Below are 23026 nucleotides of genomic sequence, written 5' to 3' on the forward strand. Positions count from 1 at the left end.
AACTGGTTTTAATTTTTAGCTTATGAAATGGATCACCCGTGAACGGCCAAAAATAGACCGTATTGCCTGCCCCTGGCTCATCAAAAACTTTGTTGACAGCGAGGCGGAATTCATTTATGTGCCAAAAGAAGAAGTTTTTGAAAAGGCTGAAATGCTTAATGCGATCCCATACGATATACCCGGTACGGAATATTCGCATGAAGGGGAACGATGCACGTTTGATTATATCGTGAAAAAACACGAATTGACCGATCCGGCGATTTTGCAGATCGCTGAAATTGTACGTGGTGCTGATACCGCACGCTTTGACCTGGCACCGCAAGCAGCCGGTCTTTGGGCCATTTCTGCTGGATTGTCGTATAATTTTCGCAATGACCATGAGCAACTTGATTTTGGCATGCAGATTTACAATGCCTTATATAGTTGGGCGAAATATGTACAGGAGGAAAAACATACATGGCAGAACAACTGATCAAAAGTAAACCAGTGTACTCGCTTTGGGATATTACTAAATATTACCTGAAGCTGGGCACCTGGGGCTTTGGCGGCCCGGTAGCTTTAGTAGGTTATATGCACCGCGACCTGGTAGAAGATAAAAGCTGGTTGACCGAGGAAGAATATAAAGAGGGGTTGGCCTTAGCACAACTGGCACCAGGGCCGTTAGCGGCGCAATTGGGTATTTATATCGGCTTTGTACATTATGGCCTGATCGGTGCGACTTTAACGGGATTGGCTTTTGTATTGCCCTCGTTTATTATGGTTGTCTTAATAGGGATGGCTTACCGGCTCTACGGAGGGTTGCCGTGGATGCAAGCCGTATTTTATGGCGTTGGTGCTGCGGTCATCGGTATCATCGCCATGAGCGCATATAAGCTTACAATCAAGACGATTAGCAAATTTGAAATAGTTGCCATGAAAGGTAAATGGCTTCTGTGGCTATTTTACATTATCGGAATCCTTATTACCGTTATTACTCAAAAAGAAGAGATCATTTTGTTTTTGGCTTGCGGCATCCTGTATATGCTAATCAAAGCCCCGCCGCGCTGGATCAGGAAACCGACCGCTGTACCTGTCGGAATTTTGTTTTCCGTTAGTTTCTGGAAATATGACAGTAAGCTCCTACCTGAGATCGGCTGGTTCTTTTTAAAAGCAGGCGCATTTGTGTTTGGGAGCGGGCTAGCTATCGTTCCTTTCCTCCATGGTGGAGTGGTTAAGGAGTTTGGCTGGTTAAATGAAAAACAGTTTTTGGATGCTGTGGCAGTGGCAATGATAACACCGGGGCCGGTAGTGATCACGGTTGGTTTTATCGGCTATATAGTCGCCGGATTTCCTGGAGCCTGTGTAGCAGCCTTAGCGACTTTTTTACCGTGCTACCTTTTCACGATAGCCTTAGCGCCGTCGTTTAAAAAGATTGCTAAAAACGCAGGTATCAAAGCTTTCGTTGACGGGATTACCGCCTCTGTTATTGGGGCCTTAGTCGGCTCGGTGATTATCATCGGGTTGCGGTCAATTATTGATATTCCGACTACATTAATCGCAATTACTGCGGTATTAGCATTGATCTACAACAATAAAATAAAAGAACCAGCTATCATTGGGACTGCTGCGGTTATCGGCGCTGCGCTTAAATTATTGTAATTCTGTAAAAGCAGTTTGCAGATCGTATTTTAGGAAAATGCTGTTTTATGCCGCATTTCCTCTAAACAATATTTTTACTTATCGGCTTATTCCTGGGCCGCGGTCATAGCCCTGGTCTAAATCTTCTCCGGGGCCTCTGTCTTTTTTTTGTATCCGGTTTTGCTGTTGCTGCTGTTTCTCAGCGAGGAGTTGAGCCCGAGCCGAAATATTTTGTACCAGCTTATTTGCCCAATCCGGTATTTGTTCGGCCTGCTCTTTAATCTGCCCATTTTCAATTTTTAAATAGGGATGGAATTTTAAAGCTTGTTGATTGTCCGATGCAAAGCTTCTGACCAATAGCACCTCATCAAAATCCCGGAAATGATTTTGCAGGTTTTTGAGCCCCTCATTGTAATTGGCGGTAATGTTATCTAAAGTGACATCATGTCCACCCATTGCCACCCTTACTTTTACCCGTTCAACAGATGCCTCCAGGCTGTCCAGGCCAAAATAAACAAGCCGTGCTTCATATCCTTTGTTCTTAAATTGATTAACGGTGTTCATGACCTCTGCAGACCTGAAATTGGTTTCAAAAGCACAATCCATACGCCTTGTCTGCACCTGATCTTTCCAATCGGAAAAAATATGTCCGTTTACGGCTTCATACAGGTTTCCACTGTCAAGACCGGGGAATTTCTGTCTTAACAGGGCCAATTCTTTATCGCCGTCAAATACCGGGGTGCCCGGAGGCAGCATAGCGGCGGACAGCGTGCTCTTGCCGGCGCCATTAGGCCCCGCAAAAACATACAGTTTTGGCTGCTCCATTAGAAATTCCTATTGAGAATTTGGCTTTGCCCTGTGGTACTATCTGTCCTGACCAATTCCCTGTGGTCGGCATATTGGCGGACAAACATATTTTTAGATTTGGCATCCCCGGTGTACTGATAAACATTGTATTGACCGGCATTCAAATGCTGGGCTTCGACCTTTTCAATTTCCGGGCGCAGTCTGTCTTCAAGCTCTTTTAGAGAACATTCAAAGATCGGTTTATAAGTTAACTGCTCCATTAGCCGGTGTAATTCGGAATGCTTATCAATCGAGGGTGCTACCTTAGACCAGTGTTTTAACGGAATAAGAACACCGACGGGTTCCTGCCTGGCATTGACAAAAATACTTAGGGTGTCCTGCCCGGCAAATTCATTCAAATTTAACGATTTGTTCATGGCAATACAAATTATTGTTTAACAATCGGATAGCTATGGGCGGCTGATTTTCGCCCCATACCACCCTTTCTGTGCACGGGTTTTTCGGTAGCCGGGTGCTCATCAGGTAACGGGGCAACCGGTTGGATATTTCTGGTGTTGAGCATATCACTGAGCGTATGCACTTCCCAGCCAAATCCAATCGTCAAACCGCAGAAAATGGACCCGACAACTACCAAAAGAAAGTAAATAATGAACATCCATTTGGATTTTGCGTTGAAATGATGGTGGTGTTCGACCGGGATCACCTTGGGCACTGCATCTATCCGTTTATCCAGTATTGCGCAACGCGCCTCGAAATTTTTTTTGTAGTTGTCATTTAAACCTTTTAATTCATTCCTGATGGCTGCCAGTTCCGCGCTATGGTCAGGCGCATAAACCTTTGGATAGGAATCTGCTTTAGTTTCCAGCTTAGCAATCCTCTCGGCTTGTTCCTGGCTGTGCTTGACCAGTTGATCGGTAATCTCTTCCTGGCTGTTTAGCCGTTCTTTGAGTTGATTTTCCATACGATTTGTGTTGTATCATTTCCTAAATAATAACCTTTATAAATGCATCGAACTTTCATGATCTTGCGAATAACCCCGCCCCTTTTTCTTTTTTCGGCGGAACTGGCTGTCATCCATTGCCGGCTGATTGCCGAAATGAGACTCCTCCAACAGGGTGCCCAGCAATGATGGCCTGCTGCCCTTGATGCCAGGCGTCGATACGTGCTGCTGGCTGTTTTCACGCATGCGTTCGCGTAGCTGGTCGGCCAAAGATTGCCGTGGCCGTTGTTCCTGCGCTACACGCTGGCTGATGAATGCAGACAACCGACCATAACTGAGGCTGCGGTCGATTTCCGATCCTTTGAATTTATACTGCCCTTTAGTGAAACTGATGCCCTGAACCTCCTGCGTACCGCTTTTATACTTATACTGCATACCAATGCCTTGTTTCTTCAATTGTTGTTGCAGTTCATCCATGCTACGCACTTTTTGGCTAACGGTTTTAATGGTATCAAAAAGTTCGTATTTCACTTTATCCGGTCCTTTGAGCTGTTGACGGTTAACATGCTCCTTACCCTGGCTTAGGTGCAACCCCTGTTTCAGCGTCAGCGATTTACTGATCTTGACATTTTGCCAGCGTTGCATGCTGTCTGATATGGTTTTTCCGGCATAATCGACCCGGTTATACACGATATGCAGGTGTGGATGTTTAGTGTCGTTATGTTTGACGATCAGCATTTGGGTATCACCAATTTTCATCCTTTGTAAATACTCCTGCGCAATCGTCAGCATGCGTTCATTGGTCAGTTTGGGGGCGTCCTCGGGGCTAAAATTCAGCGCAATATGACCTACTGCTTGCCCCAGCCCCGGGTTGAGTTTCCGCTGCATATTAAAATCAGCAATGGTCTGCCTGATGTCCTCTGCACGTACTCCCTCGGCGTGTAATACCTCTGCTTTATTTTTGAGCATACAATACTCCACGCAGCCCTTAAAGCTCTTTCCCGATTTCACGATCTTGCCCATCATGGTTATTCAAGTATTTTAAAGTATCATCAATTTCGACCAGCAGGCTATCGCATTTACGGGCGATAAACAACAGCTTGCCGCTGTTTGCCTGTTTGGCCAGCTGATTCAGGTTGTTTGCCATCCCGGTCAGCACACGTAATACCTGCATTTGTTCGGGTGTCCAGCGCGATGATATTTTTGCAGCCTTGGCTGCCTGCCTGATCCAGGTGCTGGCGCGCATGCCGGCTTCCCTGGCTTTTGCCCGGATCAAAAACAGCTCCGCAGCATTGATCCTGATCCTTAATACCTGATCACGTCTGACCTTTCCTTTTGGCCTGCCGCCCTTACTTTTTGGGCGAACTGACGCGGATTTCTGTGCTGTTTTTTGCGGTACTGTTGTCATATTGGTTTTACTACACGACGCATAAATTCTTAATAAATCCTTGATTCTCTTTTTGCGACCATCGGGAGCAAAAAGCAAGTTTGCCTGCCTGCCGAAGGCATGGCGGGAGTTTTTGTGGTAACAAAAACACAAACTTGCTTCTTACTACGACGCAACTATCCCGATAGACTGCTAAATGTAAAATGCACTGCTATTAAAGCCCTGCTGTCACTTCAGGCCAGTAGATCAGACTGCCATTTTTCGGGTGGTAAGACGGCTGGTAGCGGATATAGCCAAAGCGATCCAGCTCTTTTATGCACTTATGGTAGGTGGCAATCGAAGCAATTTTGCTTAGGTTCATCAGTTCACGCCGGTTCACTGCGAACGGGCTGTTAAATTCACTGCGATGCCAGCAGATAAATAAAGCTGTAAACAGGCTGACGTGCGTAGCCAGCATCCTGCCATCGGTTGCCATGCGCCTGATCCATTTGCTGTAATCGGCCGTTTCTTTTTGATTCGCTGCCTGTATCATTTACGGCCCCCTTCCAGTACTTTATGGATATCCTCTAATTTATAGTACATCATCCCACCTATCTTGGTATAGCGCAGTGTGCCGTTGATCCGCAGGTTTTGCAATGTACCTGGAGAGATATTCAGCAGCTTCCTGACCTCAACGCTTTTCAGCCATTGTTTGCTTTGTGCCTGACCGGGCTGCAACAGGGCTTTCATTTCTGTTAATAACTCATTTTTGAATGTCGCCAGATCCTGCCTGGTAATTAATTCTACTTGCATCTTCTTTCCTTTCTGTTAATTATTAAAATTTTGTTGCATAATTTTGAGCACTTCGCTCTTTTTGAAATAGACCCTTTTGTGCAGGCGAAGAAAAGGCAGCCCTTTCTTCATCCAGTCGGTAAGGGTAACCAGTGACACGCCCAGTTCTGCGGCCAGTTCCTGTTTGGACAGCAGCCGCTCCTCGGCTGGCTGGCTGCCTGCTGTTCTAAAATGTTCCTGTAGTTCTGCCCTGACCGCTTCCCTGATGCACTGACTGAGGGCTTCATTATTGATGATCTGCATAGCATTTGTTTTGGGGCAAATGTGTGCTATACAGTTAAGTTTTCGTTACCATGCGGTTCCGCATGGTAAATTGAAGGGGTTTAAGTTAAGCCGATTTCGTTTGGCAATATGCTCAATATCAGCTTGATGGTATTAATGACAATAGCAGGCTGAAAAAAAATTGTGCGGCTGCTTTAACTGCGCTTTTTGATAGACTTAATCTCGAAAAGTTGTTGATCTGCGGCGATAGTAGCCGAACGGTTACTTGGTTTGCTTCTGTCTTTTGGGAAATAACGTCGGACCCGGTCAAAGTCGATCTCCTCGTGACCCTCCCGGAAATACTTGCAGATCAGTTTGACATAGACGATGGGAAATTCTGCAAATAACAACTCCTTACCTTCCGGCAGCTTAAGGTCCAGCATTTTGATGCCCAAATCAAGAAAAGCGAGCAGCCTGCCTTTGGGTATATTGATATACTGTTTGGTGTCGAGGCTTGTTGCTTTTTTCAATTCGGATTTCAGCGCTGCGATCTGTTGTTTAAGGGTATGGATTTCCGATTCCTGCTGCGCGATCACAGCGTCATTTGATTTGTGGAAATGCCATTGGTCAAGCGGAATCAGTATTTCGGTAAATTTTCTAAGCCGCTGGATTTCGCGCTCATTCCGGATATGGTTTTTATCATACACATCCTTACCGGTCAGCACTTTTAATTGTCTTTCGACCATATCCCATAAATATTTAAAAAAGGATTCTTCGTTACCGTCCGGATGGTTGGCTAAATAATAAGCCAAGTGGTGCCGGTAAAATTCGCCCAGCCGGTCATCACCAATGGCAAAAACGCGCTTAAAAAAGTGCTTTAGAAAATGGGCGCGGTTCCAGGAAAGCGGGTTGCCAATATCAAGTGTATCGCTTGCAAAATCAAAACGGTCACGGTGTTTGAAATAGGTATTACTCATAGGTTGTTTTAGTCATAGATGAACAAAGCTACTATTCGGTTCGTAGTTTGTCAAAAACAGGTTCGGGAACAATTTGGGTAAATTAAATTGTGATAATTTGTATGAATTCGTATCTTTGATGTAAGTCCTTTGCAGTCATTTAGTTGCAAAAAATTGGTGAGCATCTGGTGAGCACCAAGACAAAAACTTTGTTTTTAGCGAAATTAGGGCATAGTTCATGTCCCGTCCATTCCGCTAAGAAGCCTTAAAAGCTTCGTAAAAGCGCTTAGATTACTGGTCTAAGCGCTTTTTTTATGCTCAAAAAAACGCAAAACACCGCAGCATTTATGACCCAGCCAGCGACCTATTCGGTGACTGGTCCGGAACACCTAATTTAGTCATCAAATTGATAGTTAACTATTTGTAAATCAATTATTTGACCCCATAAAATCGAGCCTCAAAACAGCTCGTTTTATATCAAGTTTTAGGATTTGCAAACCGTCTGGATAAGGCCTGATATCGGATGAGTTTAAATCACCTCGGTCCCGTTTGGTCCGAGGGTTCGGGTCCCGGTAAAAATGATGCAAATCTTAATTTTGGTGACTATTGCGGTGACCTATTTTATCCACTTGAAAAAGGTCACCGAGTATGGGGTTAATTGATTGATTTTAAAGCGCTTGAATAAGTGAGAATTGGTCGCGAAAAGCGAGTTTTCGTGACCTGATTAATTATCAGGTATTTAAAATTTTATTCAAATGAAAAATGCACAGAAGTTTTCAGTCCTGATCTGGGCTGACAAAAGAAAAACGGATTCACAGGGAATGGTTCCGCTTTATGCAAGGATCACCTATCTGAGCAAACGTTGTGAGATTTCCCTAGGGCGAAAAGTTGATCCAAAAAAGTGGGACGCAGAAACAGGGTATTTAAGAGGCAACGGCTCGGAGGCTAGGGATGTCAACACTCAAATCATAGAAGCGACCAATGAGATCCGCCGGGCCTTTGACGATCTGAAACGTACGGAAGATTTTATTACGGCTGAAAAAATCAAACAGAAATACACCGGTGAAGGAAACATTCATCGCATGTTATTGGAGGTATTTGACGAGCACAATAATCAACTCGAAAAACTGCTGGATAAAGATTTTGTAAGGGCTACGCTTACCAAGTATAAAACCGTTCGTAAAAAGACAGCCGAATATATTCAGTTCCGGTATAAGAAACCTGATGTTTATCTGGAGTCTATCGATTACTCTTTCGTAACCGGTTTAGAGATGTACCTGAAAACTGAGGATAAGATCGAGCATAACACCGCCATGCGGTATATCAAAAACCTCAAAAAGATCATCAACCTGGCGGTCAATAATCAATGGATGAGCCATAACCCATTCAACCTTTTTAAATGCACTTATAATAAGGTCAACCGCGTGGAACTGGAATGGGAAGAGATCAATCTGCTGGCCGAGTATCATTTTAAAGTGAAACGATTGGCTGAAGTGCGCGATACCTTTTTGTTTTGCTGCTACACCGGTTATGCTTTTGTTGACGTGGATAAACTAACCCCTCAACATGTGGTTACTGGTACCGATGGGGTAACCTGGATCAAGACCACCCGAACCAAAACTGCTATCGAGGCCAACGTTCCGTTAATTCCACAAGCCATAGAAATTATTGAGCGCTATGCAGAGCATGACGCCCGCATAATCGAGAACAGGTTGTTGCCGGTAAAGAGCAATCAAAAGATGAATGCCTATTTAAAGGAGATCGGCGATCTGGCCGGTATCGAAAAGGTGTTAACCACCCACATCGCGCGGCACACTTTCGCGACTACAGTTACCCTTGAAAATGATGTGCCCTTAGAAACGGTAAGTAAGATGCTTGGCCATACCAAGTTAACGACTACGCAAATCTACGCGAAAATGAAAGATAAAAAGGTTAACCGGGATATGCAGGCGTTAAAGACCCGATTGAAAATTATGGGAGAAAGCAATCTAAATGAAATTGTTGAGGAGGAGATGGTATGAATTTAGAAAAATCAATTATTACAGATATTCAATCGATTATCAGTAAGGCGAGAGAATCAGCAATACGTGCAGTAGACCATGAACGCGTTGTAATGTATTGGCAGATCGGCAAAAGAATTTTTGAAGAAGATCAAGCCGGTGAAGAGCGGGCCAAATACGGTTCTCAATTATTGAAGTTTTTATCTGACGAGCTTCAGCCAAAATATGGAACTGGGTTTTCGCGGCGGAATTTAGAATGGTTCAGGCAATTTTACAGAACATTTCCAATTGCGTCCGCACTGCGGACGCAATTGAGTTGGACACATTACAAGCTGCTTTTAAGTTTAAGTAGTCAAGAGAAATTAGGTTTTTATTTAGAAGAAGCCGTCAAAAATAATTGGACGGCAAGGCAACTGGAGCGCCAAATAGGCAGTCAGCTTTATGAACGAATGTTATTAAGTACTGATAAAGAAAAGGTTTTGTCGGTTGCGAAAAATGAACAGCAGCCTGACAAACCACAGGATATCATTAGAGATCCAATGATACTGGAATTTTTAGGATTAAAACCAGAGGCTGCCTATTATGAAAAGGATCTTGAAAATGCATTGATTACCCATTTGCAGGAATTTATGCTGGAATTGGGTAACGGGTTTTCATTTGTAGCCCGTCAAAAGCGTATCCATCTTGATGGTGATGACTTTTTTGTTGACCTAATATTTTATAACAGGCTATTACAATGCTTTGTCATCATAGAACTGAAAACGCATAAGATCACGCACCAGGATATTGGTCAATTGCAGATGTATGTAAACTATTATGACCGCGTTGAAAAGCTCGAGTATGAAACATCAACGGTGGGTATATTATTATGCCTGGAGAAAAATGATACTGTCGTAAAATTCACTTTGCCCGAGAACAGTAACATATTTGCCTCAAAATACCAGCTTTATCTGCCATCAGCCGAACAGCTGGCCAGTGAAATAGAGAAAGAGATCAGCAAGCAAAAGGCATTGGGACAGGAAGATCCTTCAGTTGACACTCATTAGAATTGCTTTTCCAATTTGATTTCAAACGGATTGTGAATGCACTTCATTCACAATCCGTTTATTTTTTAGTAAAATTACGCCTATTGGATGACCCTGTCGTCCAAAACGCAGCGTCATGACCATTCAAACGATACCTTTCAGCAATCTGATATCGATCGATAGAACTTCCGCCATACCCTTATTCAGACAACTAGCGAACGCCTTATTGACGTTAATCAGAAATGGCAAAATTAAGCCGGGACATCGATTACCTTCAAGCCGTGAGATGGCTGCGATGATCAAGCTTAACAGAACGACGGTGATCGCAGCCTATGATGAATTGAGATCGCAGGGATGGCTGGAAGTTTTCGGAAAAAAAGGAATATTTATTTCCAGTCAATTGCCGGTGATCAATCCAAAATCTTTTAAACCTGAAAAGCGGTTCACTCCGAAGGGTCTAAGTCAATCAGATTTTTATCGCCAGATCAATTTCGATCGCCCCCCTTACCGGGAGATAAAGCCATTTCATTTGCTCATCAACGATGGTTACCCGGATTCAAGGATCACACCAATTGACTCCTTGTTCAATCGTTATAAAGCATTATTGAGCAAAGCCGATCTTCACAGCCCGTTAATGACTGGTAATGTGGCCGGAAGTTTGTCGTTAAGAAGGGAACTTGCTGATTTTTTATCAAAAACGAGAGCCTTAAATATTGAAACTGATAACGTACTGGTCTCACATGGCGCACAATTAGCAATTTATATAGCTGCAAGCATGGTACTGAAAGCTGGAAGTACGGTGATCGTCGCCGATATGAATTATATACTAGCGGATAAGCTGTTTGAACAATTAGGTGCAAGACTGGTGAAAGTCAAAGTTGATGAGAACGGCATAGATGTAGACGCGATCGAAGAAATTTGTAGCAGGTGCCTCCCAGACCTTTTATATATCATTCCGCACCATCATCACCCGACAACCGTAACCCTCAGCGCCGAACGGAGAATGAAACTAGTGGATATTATCCGCAGATATCAACTGCCGGTGATAGAAGATGATTACGACTATGATTTTCATTATAACAATAGTCCTATATTGCCGCTGGCCAGCGCAGATCATAACGGCTATGTGCTGTATGTTGGTTCTATCTCTAAAACTTTAGCTCCCACTATACGATTGGGCTATCTGGTAGGCGACGCAGATTTTATTCGACAGGCATCAAGGCTTAAACAACTAATGGAAATACGCGGAGACGTTTTGTTTGAAGAGTCTGTGGCATATTTATTTACTACGGGCGAATTCCAACGTCATTTACGAAGGTCGGTTAAATTATACCGGCAGCGTCGCGATCGGTTTTGCGAACTTTTAAAGACCTCGTTAGGCGATCTTATCCAATTTACCATACCGCAAGGAGGCATGGCTGTTTGGATCGTTTTTCCCCAAGATTACTCTATAAGCGAGCTTTCGAAGCGGCTTTATGCCAAAGGAGTTTATCTGAACGATGGCAGCCTTTATCGCTACTCAGATACCATAAACGGTATCAGGGTTGGTTTTGCTTCACTTAACGATGCCGAAATGGAAAAATTTGCCACAGCGCTTGCTCAAGTCAAATAACCAAAGGCATTACCTCAATGGAGCTACTCTCGGCTCAATATAGGTTAGGGTTCAGTTTGCTCTAAGCCAATCGTCAAATGTGATCAAACCGGCACGGAATTCGCCTAGTGGCACCAAAAGGTCTTTGGAAATGTCAAAAAACATGTATTTGTTATCATTGTTCGAGATAAGCACTTTGCTATCGCCTTTATGGTTGAGATATCTTTGAACGAAGTCGGTCATTGGAGCACGTTCCGGTCCGGCGATCTCGATCGTTCCGTTTTTGGGTTCCTCCAGCGCCAGCTTAACAACAAGCTCGACCACATCTATAGCAGCGATGGGCTGGTAATCAACTGTTGAAATGTTAACTTCTGTCTCTTTGCCCTGTACTGCAATTAGCGTTGTGATATGTTCATGAAATTGCGTGGAGCGAATGATGGTATAAGGAATGCCGGAATTTTTGATGTTATCTTCCTGTTCTTTTTTTGCTTGAAGGTACCCGATATACGCAACCCGGTCTGTTCCAACGATCGATAGTACGAGGTGATGTTTAACGCTCGCTTCCTTTTCGTACATGACAAGATTTTTACCCGCAGCACGAAAGAAGTTTAAGGCCGTTTCATCATCTGGTGAGGGGGAATTGGACAGGTCTATAACGATATTTGTTCCAACCAGTGCTTCTGCCAGGCCTTCGCCTGTGACAATGTTTATCCCCTTTGAAGGTGAACCAATGATTACTTGATGTCCTGCATCAGCCAATTTTCTGCTGACGTCTTTACCGATTAGTCCGGTCCCTCCAACTACTAAAATTTCCATAAGTTTATTGTTAGATTATTCATTACACCATTTAGTCTCTTTATAGAAACAAAATAAGGTGATTTTCAAATGTAGATGACCATCCAAACTTTATAAATGAGACCATCCACGAATAAACGCGGTCCTTTGATTTTTGATGCCTACTGTATGTCATTGACATCGCACTTCACGTAACTGTTAAAATTTTCCATCCGACTCGGATAGAGTCGGAGGTTTTAACTTTCAATATCTGCCAAATTTGTAACAAATTATTTCAAATGATATGCATTATGGCAGCAGAAATCATAACCAAAGAAGATTTGCAGGAGTTTGGCCAGCAACTATTGAATCAGATCAAAGGACTCTTAGGACAGGCAGTTGAAGAACCCAAAAAGTGGCTGAAAAGTTACCAGGTGAAAAATCTGCTTAAGATATCTGATAACACGCTTCAGACATTAAGAGATAATGGTACGATTCCCTTTACCAAGATCGGGGGAATTTTATATTACAGTGTTGACGATATTAACCGGGTATTGACCGGAGAAGTAAAAAGCAAAAGGATAAGGATCAGGGCTGAACGCGCAATCTGAACAGCGAAAGCTGACCCAACTGTTCAAATGGTGATCGGCTTTCTAAAACCTCATGGTCTTGTCGATTTCCGGCTGATTTTCACGGATGCTGGCTGTCAGTGGGCCAGGTGGCGGATGATTGATTTGGTTTAGCCCGAATGAAACGATCATTTTATCCCATTGAAGTTTTTGGCGGCCTACTCCTTTCATCCGTTCAGGCATTCAACGCATTGCCGTGCAATTTCAAGCTCTTCATTCGTCGGGGCGATCAATATTCGTACAGGCGATCCTTCGGTGCTAATGTCGCGAATTCCATGTTGTGTCCTATCGTTTTTTTCAGCGTCCAGGCGAATGCCCAGAAATTCCATCTCACTACAAATCATTTCGCGGATCAACTTGTCATTTTCTCCAACACCGGCGGTAAACACCAATGCATCCAGCCCGTTCAGGGCTGCTATGTAAGAACCAATATACTTTTTAATGCGATAGGCATAAAGCTCATAAGCTAACTTTGCGTCTGCATTGCCTTTGTTAATTTCCTTAGTAATATCGCGCATGTCACTGTAACCGGTCAGACCCAGCATTCCACTTTGTTTGTTAAGCAGAACACTTACAGTCGCCGGGTCGTAGCCCATCTCTTCAATCAGATAAAAAACTACGGTTGGATCAATGGTACCCGATCGGGTACCCATAATGAGGCCTTCCAGCGGTCCGAAACCCATACTGGTATCTACTGCCCTGCCATCCTTTATGGCACTGATGCTGCACCCATTTCCCAGGTGAATCGTTATCAAACGGGCATCCTTTTTGGCCAGGAATTTACAGGCTTCTTCCCCGACGTATTTGTGGCTCGTCCCATGAAACCCGTAAACGCGGATATGCTGTTGCGTGTAATAGGATTTCGGAATAGCATAACGAAAAGCTCTTTCAGGTAAAGATTGGAAAAACGCCGTATCAAATACGCCAATATGCGTGGCCTTCCTGAAGACTTTTTCCGCCACAACGATCCCGTTATAGGCTGGCGGGTTATGCAATGGGGCCAATTGAAAAGTGAGCAACAATTTCTCTTTCACCGCGGGAGTGATCACCGTAGTGCTGACAAAATATTCTCCTCCGTGCACAATGCGATGGCCGACAATGCTCACTTCGGACGTATTCTGCAATACGGGGTTCTCGCCTGTGGTTAACAGCCGGTTCACTTCCTGGATGGCTGAATTGTGATCAGGCATATTACAGGTGTGAGAAACAACCGCTTCTATATCATTCAAGAAGGTTTTGTGCGTGACGACCGCATTTGCCAGGCCAATCCGGTCGGCCAGGCCGACGCAGACCGGTTTGGGTGACGGCCAGTTAAAAAGCTGGTATTTAAGCGAACTGCTGCCCGCATTGATGACAAAGATATACATAGTTTCAACTAGACGATTTCCTGACATTGGATAGCAGTTATAATAACAGTATTAAAAACGTCATCAACCGTACATCCGCGGCTAAGATCGTTCACAGGTTTGTTAAGCCCCTGTAGCATGGGGCCGATAGCCAAAGCGCCTGTTTCGCGTTGTACAGCCTTGTAAGTATTATTACCCGTGTTCAAATCGGGAAATATGAGAACGCTGGCTCGGCCGGCAACTTCCGAGCCTGGCATTTTACTGCTTCCAACTGCGGCATCTACTGCCGCATCGTATTGAATAGGCCCCTCCACCATTAAGTCGGGCCGGCGGACCTTTACAATTTCTGTAGCCTTTCTAACTTTTTCAACCTCCTCACCCTCGCCTGAAGCGCCGGATGAATAGGAAAGCATGGCCACCCTGGGTTCAATACCAAATTTCATGCTGCTTTCGGCGGATGAAATTGCAATTTCTGCCAATTGCTCTGCCGTCGGGTTTGGATTTACAGCACAATCGCCAAAAACCGAAACCCTGTCGGGCAGGCACATAAAGAAGACGGAGGAGACGACTGAAATGCCCGGCCGCGTCCGGATAAATTGCAAGGCGGGCCGGATGGTATGCTGCGTAGTGTGCACAGCGCCTGATACCATACCGTCGGCATAGCCTTTATAAACCATCATGGTCCCGAAATAAGAAACGTCAGTCATTAAGTCCCTTGCCATTTCCATGTTAACATTTTTGTTTTTCCGGAGTTGATAAAGTGTTTCTACGTATTCGTGATAATGGCTGTCGGTCGCCGGGTTAACGACTTTGATATCAGCCAAATCGAGGTCGATGTCATGCCGTTGTATCACCGCGTTGATTTCTTCGGGGACACCCAGCAGGGTGAGTTCAACAATATCCTGCTTAATAAGCCTGGCAGCAGCTTTAAGAATCCGCTCATCGGTACCTTCAGGGAGAACAATATGTTTTTTATCGGCTTTCGCGCGGCTGGTAATCTGATACTGAAACATCCTCGGCGTTAAACCTGACGACGGGATAAACGTGATGATCCGTTTGTCCAGTTCAGAAAGATCAACGTGGGTATTAAAAGTCTCGATGGCCAACTCTATCTTCTTTAAGTCCATTGCTGTTATTCTTGACCGAATTGATCCGACTATATTACTGGTTTCGAACGTTCCGGTCGAAACGGCAATTATGGGGACGACGGTTTGTAAGCCTTCGATTAACCTCGTGATCGGCTCCTCGGGCTCATACCCGGCAGTTAAAATAATGCCGGCAACCTTCGGATAACTCGAGGATAAATTCGCCTGTAGCGCGCTGATCACTATATCTCCCCGGTCACCTGGGGTTACGATCAGGACATTTTCTTTAAGGTAGTTTAAAAAATTTGGCACCTGCATCGCGCCGGTGACAAAATGATCGACTCGGTTAGTGAGCTGTTCTGACCCGAATAATAGTCTGCCATCCAACTTTTCATGGACCTCTCTCATAGATGGATTTCGCAAGGCTTTATCTGCTGGTATGACCGCCAGCAGCGTTTCTGTTGGTAACTGCCTTTCCAGAAGCGCCCGCACATCGCTTAAGCTGGCTTGTTGCACTTTATTGACAACCACTGCCAAAACGCTGATCTCTCTTGCTTCAAATTTGTTTAGCGTAGTGAGCACGGTGTTAACGATCTGGGCAGTGGAACGCCCTTCTCCTGATATTACCGCTATTGCGGGCGCACGCAGGTTTTTCGCAATCTGCGCATTCAGTTCGAACTCAAATGCTCCGCCTTCCCCGCGATAATCCGTTCCCTCAACGACGATGAAGTCATATTGAGCTTCAAGATTTTTGTACTTTCTGATAATGATATCGATCATCTCACCTTCACCTTCAGATTCCATGTGGCGCGTGGCTTCCTGCCAGGTCAGTGCATAAGATTCCTCGTAAGAGATCGGCAGATCAAAATGGCTAATAATAGTATTGATATGTTCATCCTTCTGCTGGCTGTTCCGTTTGCTGATCACCGGTTTAAAGAAGCCAACTTTCCGGGCCTTGCCTAATATCATATTAATAAGTCCTAAAGAAATGACCGACTTGCCAGTATTTCCTTCAGTCCCTGTAATAAAAACGCTTTTAATCATGTTTTTTAAGTTGAAATCCTTATTCTTTGTCAAGTTTGCCAGTGAAGTCGTTCACATTTTATTGAATGGCAATATAGCTGGAAGAGTAGTTGATCCGGCCGACCAATCAGCCGTCCGTCCGGTTATCTTATTAGCGAACGGCGTTGTTGATTAAGTGGCATTTCTCCAGCAACTATCATACTGCATCCGCACGGCACTTTGCATCAGCAACAGATAGAAGGAGGCGACAGTTTCGCGTCATGTCCTTGTCTGAGCTATTATGAATGTAAAGATAGGCATTTGTCCAGCGGCGCTACAAAGGAATGGGAAGATAATTCAGCAAACCAGCCGCCTAAGCCTGATTTTTAGAATGGTGACGGAAAAAACAGAGACCTTTTCCGTTTGGAGCAATTTATCCGGCGAGACGACTATCTACACTGCGCGATAATAACAAGCCGTTTTAAAAGCTAATCTTTGCCCTCAGAAACCCCCTGTGGCGCATGCCCCTGAAGTTACTGTTCACCTCGGCAAAAAAGGATTGCCATACCAGATCGACATCCAGGTTGGTGATCAGGTTATACTGAATAAATGGAAAAAAAATAAAGAGGTTGGTGCCGGGTGCAAACAGGAATGTCGTATTTGCTGACAGCCGTGGCGAAAACTGTTTGCTTGTTGTAAGAATAAGGTTCCATTTCGTCGGCATCAGGTTTTTAGGCGAAATATTCAGATCAACGGCGTTTGCCTGGCTAATAGGCTTAGACAGTCCGTAGTTGTTATATAGAATCCCCAAATCAACATACCATTCCCCGGCGAATTTATAATCGCCTTCCAGCGTCAGGTTGAAATGCCCTGTTGAATCTTTTCCAGCAATAAAGTACTGCAACTCGCCTTTGAACCCTGCATCGCCAATATATCCCGTCCAGCCTGCACCTAAAGTAGGCTTATTATAATAAATGCCGGAAATGAACTGAAAATCGTAATTCCATTTGTTGAACGATAATTTTATAGCCCCGATATTTCCGTCCCGGAGCCGGGTACGGGCATAAGCTGCCTCAAGATTTACAGCGCCACCTGGGATATATTTAATTTTAGCGCCGTCAACACCCGGTCGCTCTTCATAATCAAAGTCGAGAAAATTGTAGCTATTGAATATATCGTTCGGGTTCCAGGTAGCCGCCATTCCCCAATTGATCCGTTGCCGGCCGAATCTCAAATCCAGTTGATCTGTCCGGTAATCCACATACAGCCGCTCGGCATTGCTGATAAAAACCACCTCCCGGGTGTTTATCCATACCGGCTGCATGTTCAAATATTCGTTTTCCGCGCGGAGGGCAACGGAACCGGCAGGCATATCTGGCGCCTTGCTGTAAAACAGCCGTGAACGGACTTCTGCCGCAGCGGTTATTTTACCGGTGGGTTTCCATTTTACATTAACCCGGTTGTGCACCAGGTTGGCCCATCCTGCATTGCTAAAGCTGCTGTCGAGGCTGAGCATCTGCATATCCTTGATATAACCGCTAATCACGAATTTGCGGGTTGCTGCAGTGTCCTGGGCCAATACAGTGCAAGCATTAACCAGTATTAAAAGCAGGATCAGCAACTTTTTCATGGGAGTAATTATTGAGTATGCGCAGTGGAAACAGCAGCGGTATCGCTTACAATGCGGCCGTCGACAAGCCTGATTACCCGCCTGGCCCGGTCAATCACGCGCTGATCGTGGGTAGAAAAAAGAAACGTCATACCTTCTTCCCGATTCAGTTTAAGCATAATATCCAGCAGGTTCGATGCGGATTGTGAATCCAGATTGGCAGTGGGTTCATCGGCCAATACGAATTTGGGCTTGCTTGCCAGTGCACGGGCAACAGCAACACGCTGTTGCTGCCCGCCTGATAACTGTGCGGGCCGGCTGTCGAGCTTATTTTCCATTTGTATTTGCCCGAACAATTGTTTTACGCGGCGGTCTCTTACTGACGACCCTTTCCCCTGCAGCAACATAATAAATTCAACATTTTCCCGGGCTGTAAGTACAGGGATCAGGTTGAATGACTGGAATACGAATCCGATGTTCTGCAACCGGAAGTCGATCAGCCGTCCTGAAGACAACCGGGTGATATCAACACCATTGATATAGATTTGGCCGCTATCCGGTTTATCGAGACCGCCGATTAAGTTGAGCAAAGTAGTTTTGCCCGAACCGGATGGCCCTACCAATGCGGTAAATTCTCCCTTAAGCAGATGAAGATGCACGTTGTTGACTGCATGCACAGGAACCGTGTCTGCGTTATAAACCTTGCTGATGTTATGCGCATCGATCACCGTTTCTTTTTTATCCGGTATTTTTTCAAGTGCTGCCATATCCATAATTACTAACTACTTATCGCATTAATGCTGCCGCCGGCCGTAGCCTTAAAGCTTTAATCGCCGGGAATAAGCTGGAAATAATCGCCGTGCCGATGACGATCAACAAGATACCCGGCAGCTTATCACCAGGAAACTCAGGATAGACCATTGTTCCGAAACCGAAGCTGCTCATCATTTCTTTGCCCATGCCGGCGATGTTAAGCCCTGATTTATTGAAATAACCTACCACAATCCAACCTGCAAGGATACCAGCAGGCGCGCCGGCGACCGTAATAAAAATAGTTTCGGTAAGTATCAGGAAAAACACACGTATACGCGTGGTACCGAGTGCCACCATCATCCCTATTTCCCGCGTGCGTTCAAGTATCGCCATCAGCATAGTATTAACAATGCCAAAAGCCAAAGCAAACATGATAATAACCATAATAATGTAAGAATACTGATTGGTTGTTTTGATCAGCAGATCTGTTTCGGGGGATATTTCGCGCCAGTTCTCGATTTGATAGCCGGGAAATCTGCGCTGCAACAATGTCTGTACGGAAACGACTTCTTCATCATTTTTAAGCAGAACTGCTATTTCATGAAATGCTCCCGGTATATTTAACAGGTTATCCAGGTCGGCGATCCTTACATACACATTTCTTTCGTCAAGCGGCGTATTGTTGCTTTGATAAATCGCAGCGACGCGGAATGCGCCGGATACCAGATTTCCGGTACTGTCTGTAAATGTCAGGACCAGTTTGGACCCGGTTTTCAACTTCATTTTCAGGGCTAGCTTTTTACCGATCATCACCTGGTTCCGGCGATTGGCATCAAAGGGCTGCCCGTCTGTGATTTTTGCCTTTAACTGCGATGTCCGATACTCCAGTTCGGGGATAATGCCATTGATCCGCACACCAGCGCTACCGCTTGCAGTGGCCAACATGCCGTTGGTGACACTCCGCGGAGATGCTGCTTTCACCTGCGGTAATTTATTAATCGTGTTGAACAGCATTTGACCGTCTGACAGTATGAATTTCGGCTCCTCGTCTTTCTTAAAACCAGGCTCGTGGATTTGCAGGTGGCCTTGTTCTGCATCGATCACATCACGCACACGGCTTTTCATCATTCCTTTATATAAACCCAGCACCGCAATTCCCGCAAAAAGGCCAAGTGCTATCGACAACACAATAACGAGGCTTCGCAGTTTATTGCGCCAGATATTCCGCCATGCCATCAAAAGTATCATCATTTATCGTTTCATTGCTGTTACCGGGTCAAGCCGGATGATTTTGTAAATCGGGTATAGCGACAAAACCAACCCGACTGCAAGGACAATTAATCCCTGGGTAATAAAATTCGAAGGATTGGCAGAGGTTGGGAATACGGCCTCAAAGCCGAATTTTTCATAGGCCTTTGCTGTTTCACCGCCCATTCGCAGGGGAAACTTATGAAGATAATACACCAGCGGTATGCTTACTACAATACCCAGGATGCATCCTGTGCATACCGTAAACATGGATTCAAGCATCAGTAAACCGGCCAGTCTTCTCTTTTTCATGCCGATAGCAAGCAACATACCCATCTCGTATTTACGCTCCACCATTACCATTAACAGGGTACCAAATATGCCGAAGCAGATCAGCAGGTATAAAATGCCCTGAATATATTTCATGCTGTTGGTGTCTGTGCGGATATGTTGCATTACTTCCGGCATGATCTCTTCCCAGGTCATCACCTCATAACCCGGACCTAAAGATGAACTGATGGCAGAGGCCGTTCCCTGAAGCCGAGTGAGGTCATGTAAAGAAAGTACATAGCTGGTGGCCATGCCGCCGGCGCCATACAAATCAGCCGCCGCAGATATCGGCATAAACAGTGTGCGGTCATTCAATTCCGGAGATCCGAATTTGATAATGCCTTTTACGGGGTACTTTCCGGCAGCCATTGCCCCGTGATATCCCTGGCCGATCAGGACAACCGTATCATTCACTTTAAGCTTGAGCTTACCGGCAAAGCCCTGCGCGATCAGCACCATCCTGTCCGTATCGACCAGGTATCTCCCGTCAACTATTTTCTGCCTTATCGATGTAATGTCGTTTTCCCTATCAGGATCAATGCCCACCACGAGCGCTCCTTTTGTTATATCGCCGGAAGACGCGAGTGCAAATGATTCCAGCCGCGGGGTCAGGGCAGAAACATTTTTATTCCGTATGATCTGATGCTGCAAAGAGGCCGTGGCCGGGAAACTATTATCTAATACCTGTTCATCCCAATACCCCTTTTGATGCACCTGCACATAGCCGGTATAAAAGCTGACTACATTTTTTACAAGGTTATCGAAAACACCTTCCTGAAGACTACTTGCCAATACGGACAGGATCACTGCAAAGAAGATGGCAGCGATGGTGATCATGCTTCTGCTCCGGTTGCGCCAGATGTTCTTCCAGGATAATTTGATTAACCACATATCATTAGAGCGTCTGTGTTTTTTCAACGGTGAAGAACCGGTCATCAATCGGTTGGTTGTAGCGGACGGCCTTATATATCATCTCGGTTTTATGGCCTTTTTTATCCGTCGGGATCATCTCAAAACGCGTTGGGATCAGCCGGTCATCCATTACTTTGATGTCATAGCTGTTCATGGTATTTATCAATTTACCATCCTCGTCATAAAAGCGGCAGTTCAGTTCCAGAAAGTCCTTTTTATCAATGCAGGTGATCACCTTGCTCCATACAACGGCCGCATCGGGTTTAGGTATCATCGTGATGATGAAGCAGGGCCGGTTTTGTATGACCGTATCCCCTGTAATGGTATGGTTATAATCTTCAACAACCGACGACTCTTTGACCAGGTCGTCATTGGTAAAATCCGTTCCCATCCAGTTTTGCCCCATCATCGAAGGCGGGAGTTTAACGGTTCGTTCCAGCGAAGGCACCCAGGTCCATACTTCTTTCTTTCTTTTCAGAAAAACTACGCCTTTGTCCTTTGCAGGCGCGGTGATCAGGATCATTGCAAGGCTATTTCCTTTCATCCATGTTTTGCAGTTCATTTCACGGGTCCAGGCAGGGCGTATCGTCCTTATCACCATTTCTGCCTGCATGGTACTTCCGCGCATTTTTTGATCTGCCTTCCAGACAACCTCAGTGGCTTGCTGCGCGGTTGCTGTCAGGGAAAAAAAAGCCATAAAAACTAAGCATGCGGATGTTTTCATGATCTGCTATTTAAATCCAAGTTACCGGTTGGCAAATGATGGCAACCTGATTGTCGTCAGGAAAAACAGTGAACCTGGTCAATTTTGGCGGACAGTTCTTTTCAACCACAACATATGGCAAATCAGTCAGCCTTATTTTTCAGCATCATAAGTAAAGCATAGGCCCCTTTGGTCACAAAAACAGCATTGGCATTCGCCATATCTACCTGAACGAAACCACCTTTTGATTCCCCGCAGTTTACACCGACCATCTGATAAGTTTTATCGCCGGTGACTTTAAAGACGTAAGATTTACCCTCAAACTGAACAATCGCATCTGCGGGCAGGGTGCTGGCCTTCCTGTTTTTCACCTCCACCTCCGCGTTCATGTAGGCGCCGGGCACCAGGGCCTTGTCATAAGTTTCAAAATGACAATGCACATCTGCTGCGCGGTCTGCTGAAAGGTCGTGCCCTATAAGCAGTACCCTGCAATTATATTTCTTATCCGGGTTGCTGTTGGTATAGGCCATCACGCTTTGGCCCAGGTATAACTGGCCCAGGTCTTTTTCAAATACTTTCAGGGCAAGATGGATGTCAGAAGGATTAACCAACTCAAAAAGGACCTCGGTCGGCGATACATATTTACCAATATTGACATTGACCTTCGATACAAAGCCATCAATTGGCGAATGCACATTGACACTTTTTTCGATATGGGTCTCGCTGATGCGTGCGGGATCGATACCGGCAAGCCGCAGTTTCTCTGTCAGAGAGGTTACCAGGATACGGTCAGCACGATAATCGGCCTCTGCCTGCTGGGTCACTTTATCGCTGGCAGCCCTGCTCGCGTTAAGGTCTTTCTGACGCTGGTAGTCTTTTTCCAGAACGGCGAGCTTAGCTTTTGCGGTAAGATAGTCCTGTTGCAATTGTATATACTGCTGGTCTTCAATTATGGCAATAACTTCACCTTTTCTCACGCGCATGCCCGGCAGCAAGTGGGTTGACTTCAGGTAACCGCCCAACGGCAAACTTATCGAAACCATATTCTGCGGCGGTACGTCCACCTTGCCGGTCAATCTAAGCGTGCCGGAAATTTCTCTTTCAACGATAGTTCCGGTAATAATGCCTGCGTTGCGGAATTGCGCATCGCTTAGTTTTACCGAATTTTCATTAGCCGCCACCGGTTTCTGACTGTCTGCTATAGTATTGTTTTTACCACGGCAGGCACCGAATAATACCGCCACAGTTATGATATATGTGCTTGTTTTCATTTTTGTCAA

24 protein-coding genes are annotated in these 23026 nt (G+C 45.1%); 6 read left to right on the forward strand and 18 right to left on the reverse strand.

Annotation, left to right across the window (positions count from 1 at the left end; all coding sequences use genetic code 11):
- The first annotated feature begins 22 nt into the window (after positions 1-22).
- Positions 23-472, forward strand: coding sequence for a chromate resistance protein ChrB domain-containing protein (locus Q3W13_RS16995; RefSeq protein ID WP_302865775.1), 450 nt, complete (start codon positions 23-25; stop codon positions 470-472).
- On the forward strand, positions 457-1638 hold the full coding sequence (locus tag Q3W13_RS17000; RefSeq protein ID WP_302865777.1) for a chromate transporter: 1182 nt from the start codon (positions 457-459) through the stop codon (positions 1636-1638). The genes Q3W13_RS16995 and Q3W13_RS17000 overlap by 16 nt, the downstream gene beginning before the upstream one ends.
- Before the next feature lie 78 nt (positions 1639-1716).
- On the opposite strand, the gene Q3W13_RS17005 is transcribed toward Q3W13_RS17000, so the two are convergent.
- From Q3W13_RS17005 to Q3W13_RS17045, 9 genes are all read right to left on the reverse strand, one after another.
- Positions 1717-2442 (reverse strand): zeta toxin family protein, encoded by a 726-nt coding sequence (locus Q3W13_RS17005; RefSeq protein ID WP_302865780.1) that lies wholly within the window; start codon positions 2440-2442, stop codon positions 1717-1719.
- A complete protein-coding gene (locus Q3W13_RS17010; RefSeq protein ID WP_302865782.1) occupies positions 2442-2822 on the reverse strand; it encodes a hypothetical protein in 381 nt (126 codons plus the stop codon). Before Q3W13_RS17010 ends, Q3W13_RS17005 begins: the two co-directional genes overlap by 1 nt.
- Positions 2823-2851: 29 nt before the next feature.
- On the reverse strand, positions 2852-3385 hold the full coding sequence (locus tag Q3W13_RS17015) for a hypothetical protein (protein ID WP_302865783.1): 534 nt from the start codon (positions 3383-3385) through the stop codon (positions 2852-2854).
- A 36-nt stretch (positions 3386-3421) separates the two neighbouring features.
- Entirely contained in the window at positions 3422-4390 is a 969-nt protein-coding gene (locus Q3W13_RS17020; protein ID WP_302865785.1) for a relaxase/mobilization nuclease domain-containing protein, read from the reverse strand.
- A complete protein-coding gene (locus tag Q3W13_RS17025; RefSeq protein WP_302865786.1) occupies positions 4353-4772 on the reverse strand; it encodes a MobC family plasmid mobilization relaxosome protein in 420 nt (139 codons plus the stop codon). Before Q3W13_RS17025 ends, Q3W13_RS17020 begins: the two co-directional genes overlap by 38 nt.
- A gap of 193 nt (positions 4773-4965) precedes the next feature.
- Entirely contained in the window at positions 4966-5283 is a 318-nt protein-coding gene (locus tag Q3W13_RS17030; RefSeq protein ID WP_302865788.1) for a hypothetical protein, read from the reverse strand.
- Positions 5280-5543, reverse strand: coding sequence for a helix-turn-helix domain-containing protein (locus tag Q3W13_RS17035; RefSeq protein WP_302865790.1), 264 nt, complete (start codon positions 5541-5543; stop codon positions 5280-5282). Before Q3W13_RS17035 ends, Q3W13_RS17030 begins: the two co-directional genes overlap by 4 nt.
- A gap of 15 nt (positions 5544-5558) precedes the next feature.
- Positions 5559-5825, reverse strand: a complete 267-nt coding sequence (locus Q3W13_RS17040; protein ID WP_302865791.1) for a helix-turn-helix domain-containing protein — start codon at positions 5823-5825, stop codon at positions 5559-5561.
- Positions 5826-5998: 173 nt separating this feature from the next.
- Positions 5999-6760 carry a hypothetical protein gene (locus Q3W13_RS17045; protein WP_302865793.1) on the reverse strand — a complete coding sequence of 254 codons (762 nt, stop codon included), beginning with the start codon at positions 6758-6760 and terminating at the stop codon, positions 5999-6001.
- 734 nt (positions 6761-7494) lie between these two features.
- Between Q3W13_RS17045 and Q3W13_RS17050 the strand changes: the two genes are divergently transcribed.
- From Q3W13_RS17050 to Q3W13_RS17060, 3 genes are all read left to right on the forward strand, one after another.
- The gene (locus Q3W13_RS17050; protein ID WP_302865795.1) at positions 7495-8760 is read left to right on the forward strand and encodes a site-specific integrase; all 1266 of its coding nucleotides are present in this window, start codon (positions 7495-7497) and stop codon (positions 8758-8760) included.
- On the forward strand, positions 8757-9785 hold the full coding sequence (locus Q3W13_RS17055; protein ID WP_302865797.1) for a YhcG family protein: 1029 nt from the start codon (positions 8757-8759) through the stop codon (positions 9783-9785). The genes Q3W13_RS17050 and Q3W13_RS17055 overlap by 4 nt, the downstream gene beginning before the upstream one ends.
- A gap of 115 nt (positions 9786-9900) precedes the next feature.
- The gene (locus tag Q3W13_RS17060) at positions 9901-11376 is read left to right on the forward strand and encodes a PLP-dependent aminotransferase family protein (protein WP_302865799.1); all 1476 of its coding nucleotides are present in this window, start codon (positions 9901-9903) and stop codon (positions 11374-11376) included.
- Between the two features lie 51 nt (positions 11377-11427).
- Here the strand turns inward: Q3W13_RS17060 and Q3W13_RS17065 are convergent, their stop codons facing one another.
- Positions 11428-12171: an SDR family oxidoreductase gene (locus Q3W13_RS17065; RefSeq protein WP_302865801.1), complete on the reverse strand. Its 744-nt coding sequence runs from the start codon at positions 12169-12171 to the stop codon at positions 11428-11430.
- 269 nt (positions 12172-12440) lie between these two features.
- Here Q3W13_RS17065 and Q3W13_RS17070 point away from each other — a divergent pair, with 269 nt between their 5' ends.
- Positions 12441-12740, forward strand: coding sequence for a helix-turn-helix domain-containing protein (locus tag Q3W13_RS17070; protein WP_302865802.1), 300 nt, complete (start codon positions 12441-12443; stop codon positions 12738-12740).
- Positions 12741-12925: 185 nt separating this feature from the next.
- Here Q3W13_RS17070 and Q3W13_RS17075 read toward each other — a convergent pair whose 3' ends face one another.
- The 8 genes from Q3W13_RS17075 to Q3W13_RS17110 all read right to left on the reverse strand — a co-directional run bounded on the left by Q3W13_RS17075 (position 12926) and on the right by Q3W13_RS17110 (position 23017).
- Positions 12926-14152, reverse strand: a complete 1227-nt coding sequence (locus Q3W13_RS17075; RefSeq protein ID WP_302865803.1) for an acetate/propionate family kinase — start codon at positions 14150-14152, stop codon at positions 12926-12928.
- A complete protein-coding gene (pta, locus tag Q3W13_RS17080; RefSeq protein WP_302865805.1) occupies positions 14134-16233 on the reverse strand; it encodes a phosphate acetyltransferase in 2100 nt (699 codons plus the stop codon). The genes Q3W13_RS17075 and pta overlap by 19 nt, the downstream gene beginning before the upstream one ends.
- A gap of 439 nt (positions 16234-16672) precedes the next feature.
- Positions 16673-17821, reverse strand: a complete 1149-nt coding sequence (locus Q3W13_RS17085; RefSeq protein WP_302865806.1) for a DUF1302 family protein — start codon at positions 17819-17821, stop codon at positions 16673-16675.
- Between the two features lie 8 nt (positions 17822-17829).
- The gene (locus Q3W13_RS17090) at positions 17830-18567 is read right to left on the reverse strand and encodes an ABC transporter ATP-binding protein (protein WP_302865808.1); all 738 of its coding nucleotides are present in this window, start codon (positions 18565-18567) and stop codon (positions 17830-17832) included.
- A 19-nt stretch (positions 18568-18586) separates the two neighbouring features.
- Positions 18587-19804, reverse strand: coding sequence for an ABC transporter permease (locus Q3W13_RS17095; protein WP_302865809.1), 1218 nt, complete (start codon positions 19802-19804; stop codon positions 18587-18589).
- Complete coding sequence (locus tag Q3W13_RS17100) at positions 19805-21022, reverse strand: FtsX-like permease family protein (protein ID WP_302865811.1); 1218 nt, start codon at positions 21020-21022, stop codon at positions 19805-19807.
- Between the two features lie 4 nt (positions 21023-21026).
- Positions 21027-21767 carry an outer membrane lipoprotein-sorting protein gene (locus tag Q3W13_RS17105; protein WP_302865812.1) on the reverse strand — a complete coding sequence of 247 codons (741 nt, stop codon included), beginning with the start codon at positions 21765-21767 and terminating at the stop codon, positions 21027-21029.
- Positions 21768-21889: 122 nt separating this feature from the next.
- Positions 21890-23017 carry an efflux RND transporter periplasmic adaptor subunit gene (locus tag Q3W13_RS17110; protein ID WP_302865814.1) on the reverse strand — a complete coding sequence of 376 codons (1128 nt, stop codon included), beginning with the start codon at positions 23015-23017 and terminating at the stop codon, positions 21890-21892.
- Positions 23018-23026 lie beyond the last annotated feature (9 nt).

The sequence above is a fragment of the Mucilaginibacter sp. L3T2-6 genome (genome assembly GCF_030519355.1).
GTDB lineage: Bacteria > Bacteroidota > Bacteroidia > Sphingobacteriales > Sphingobacteriaceae > Mucilaginibacter.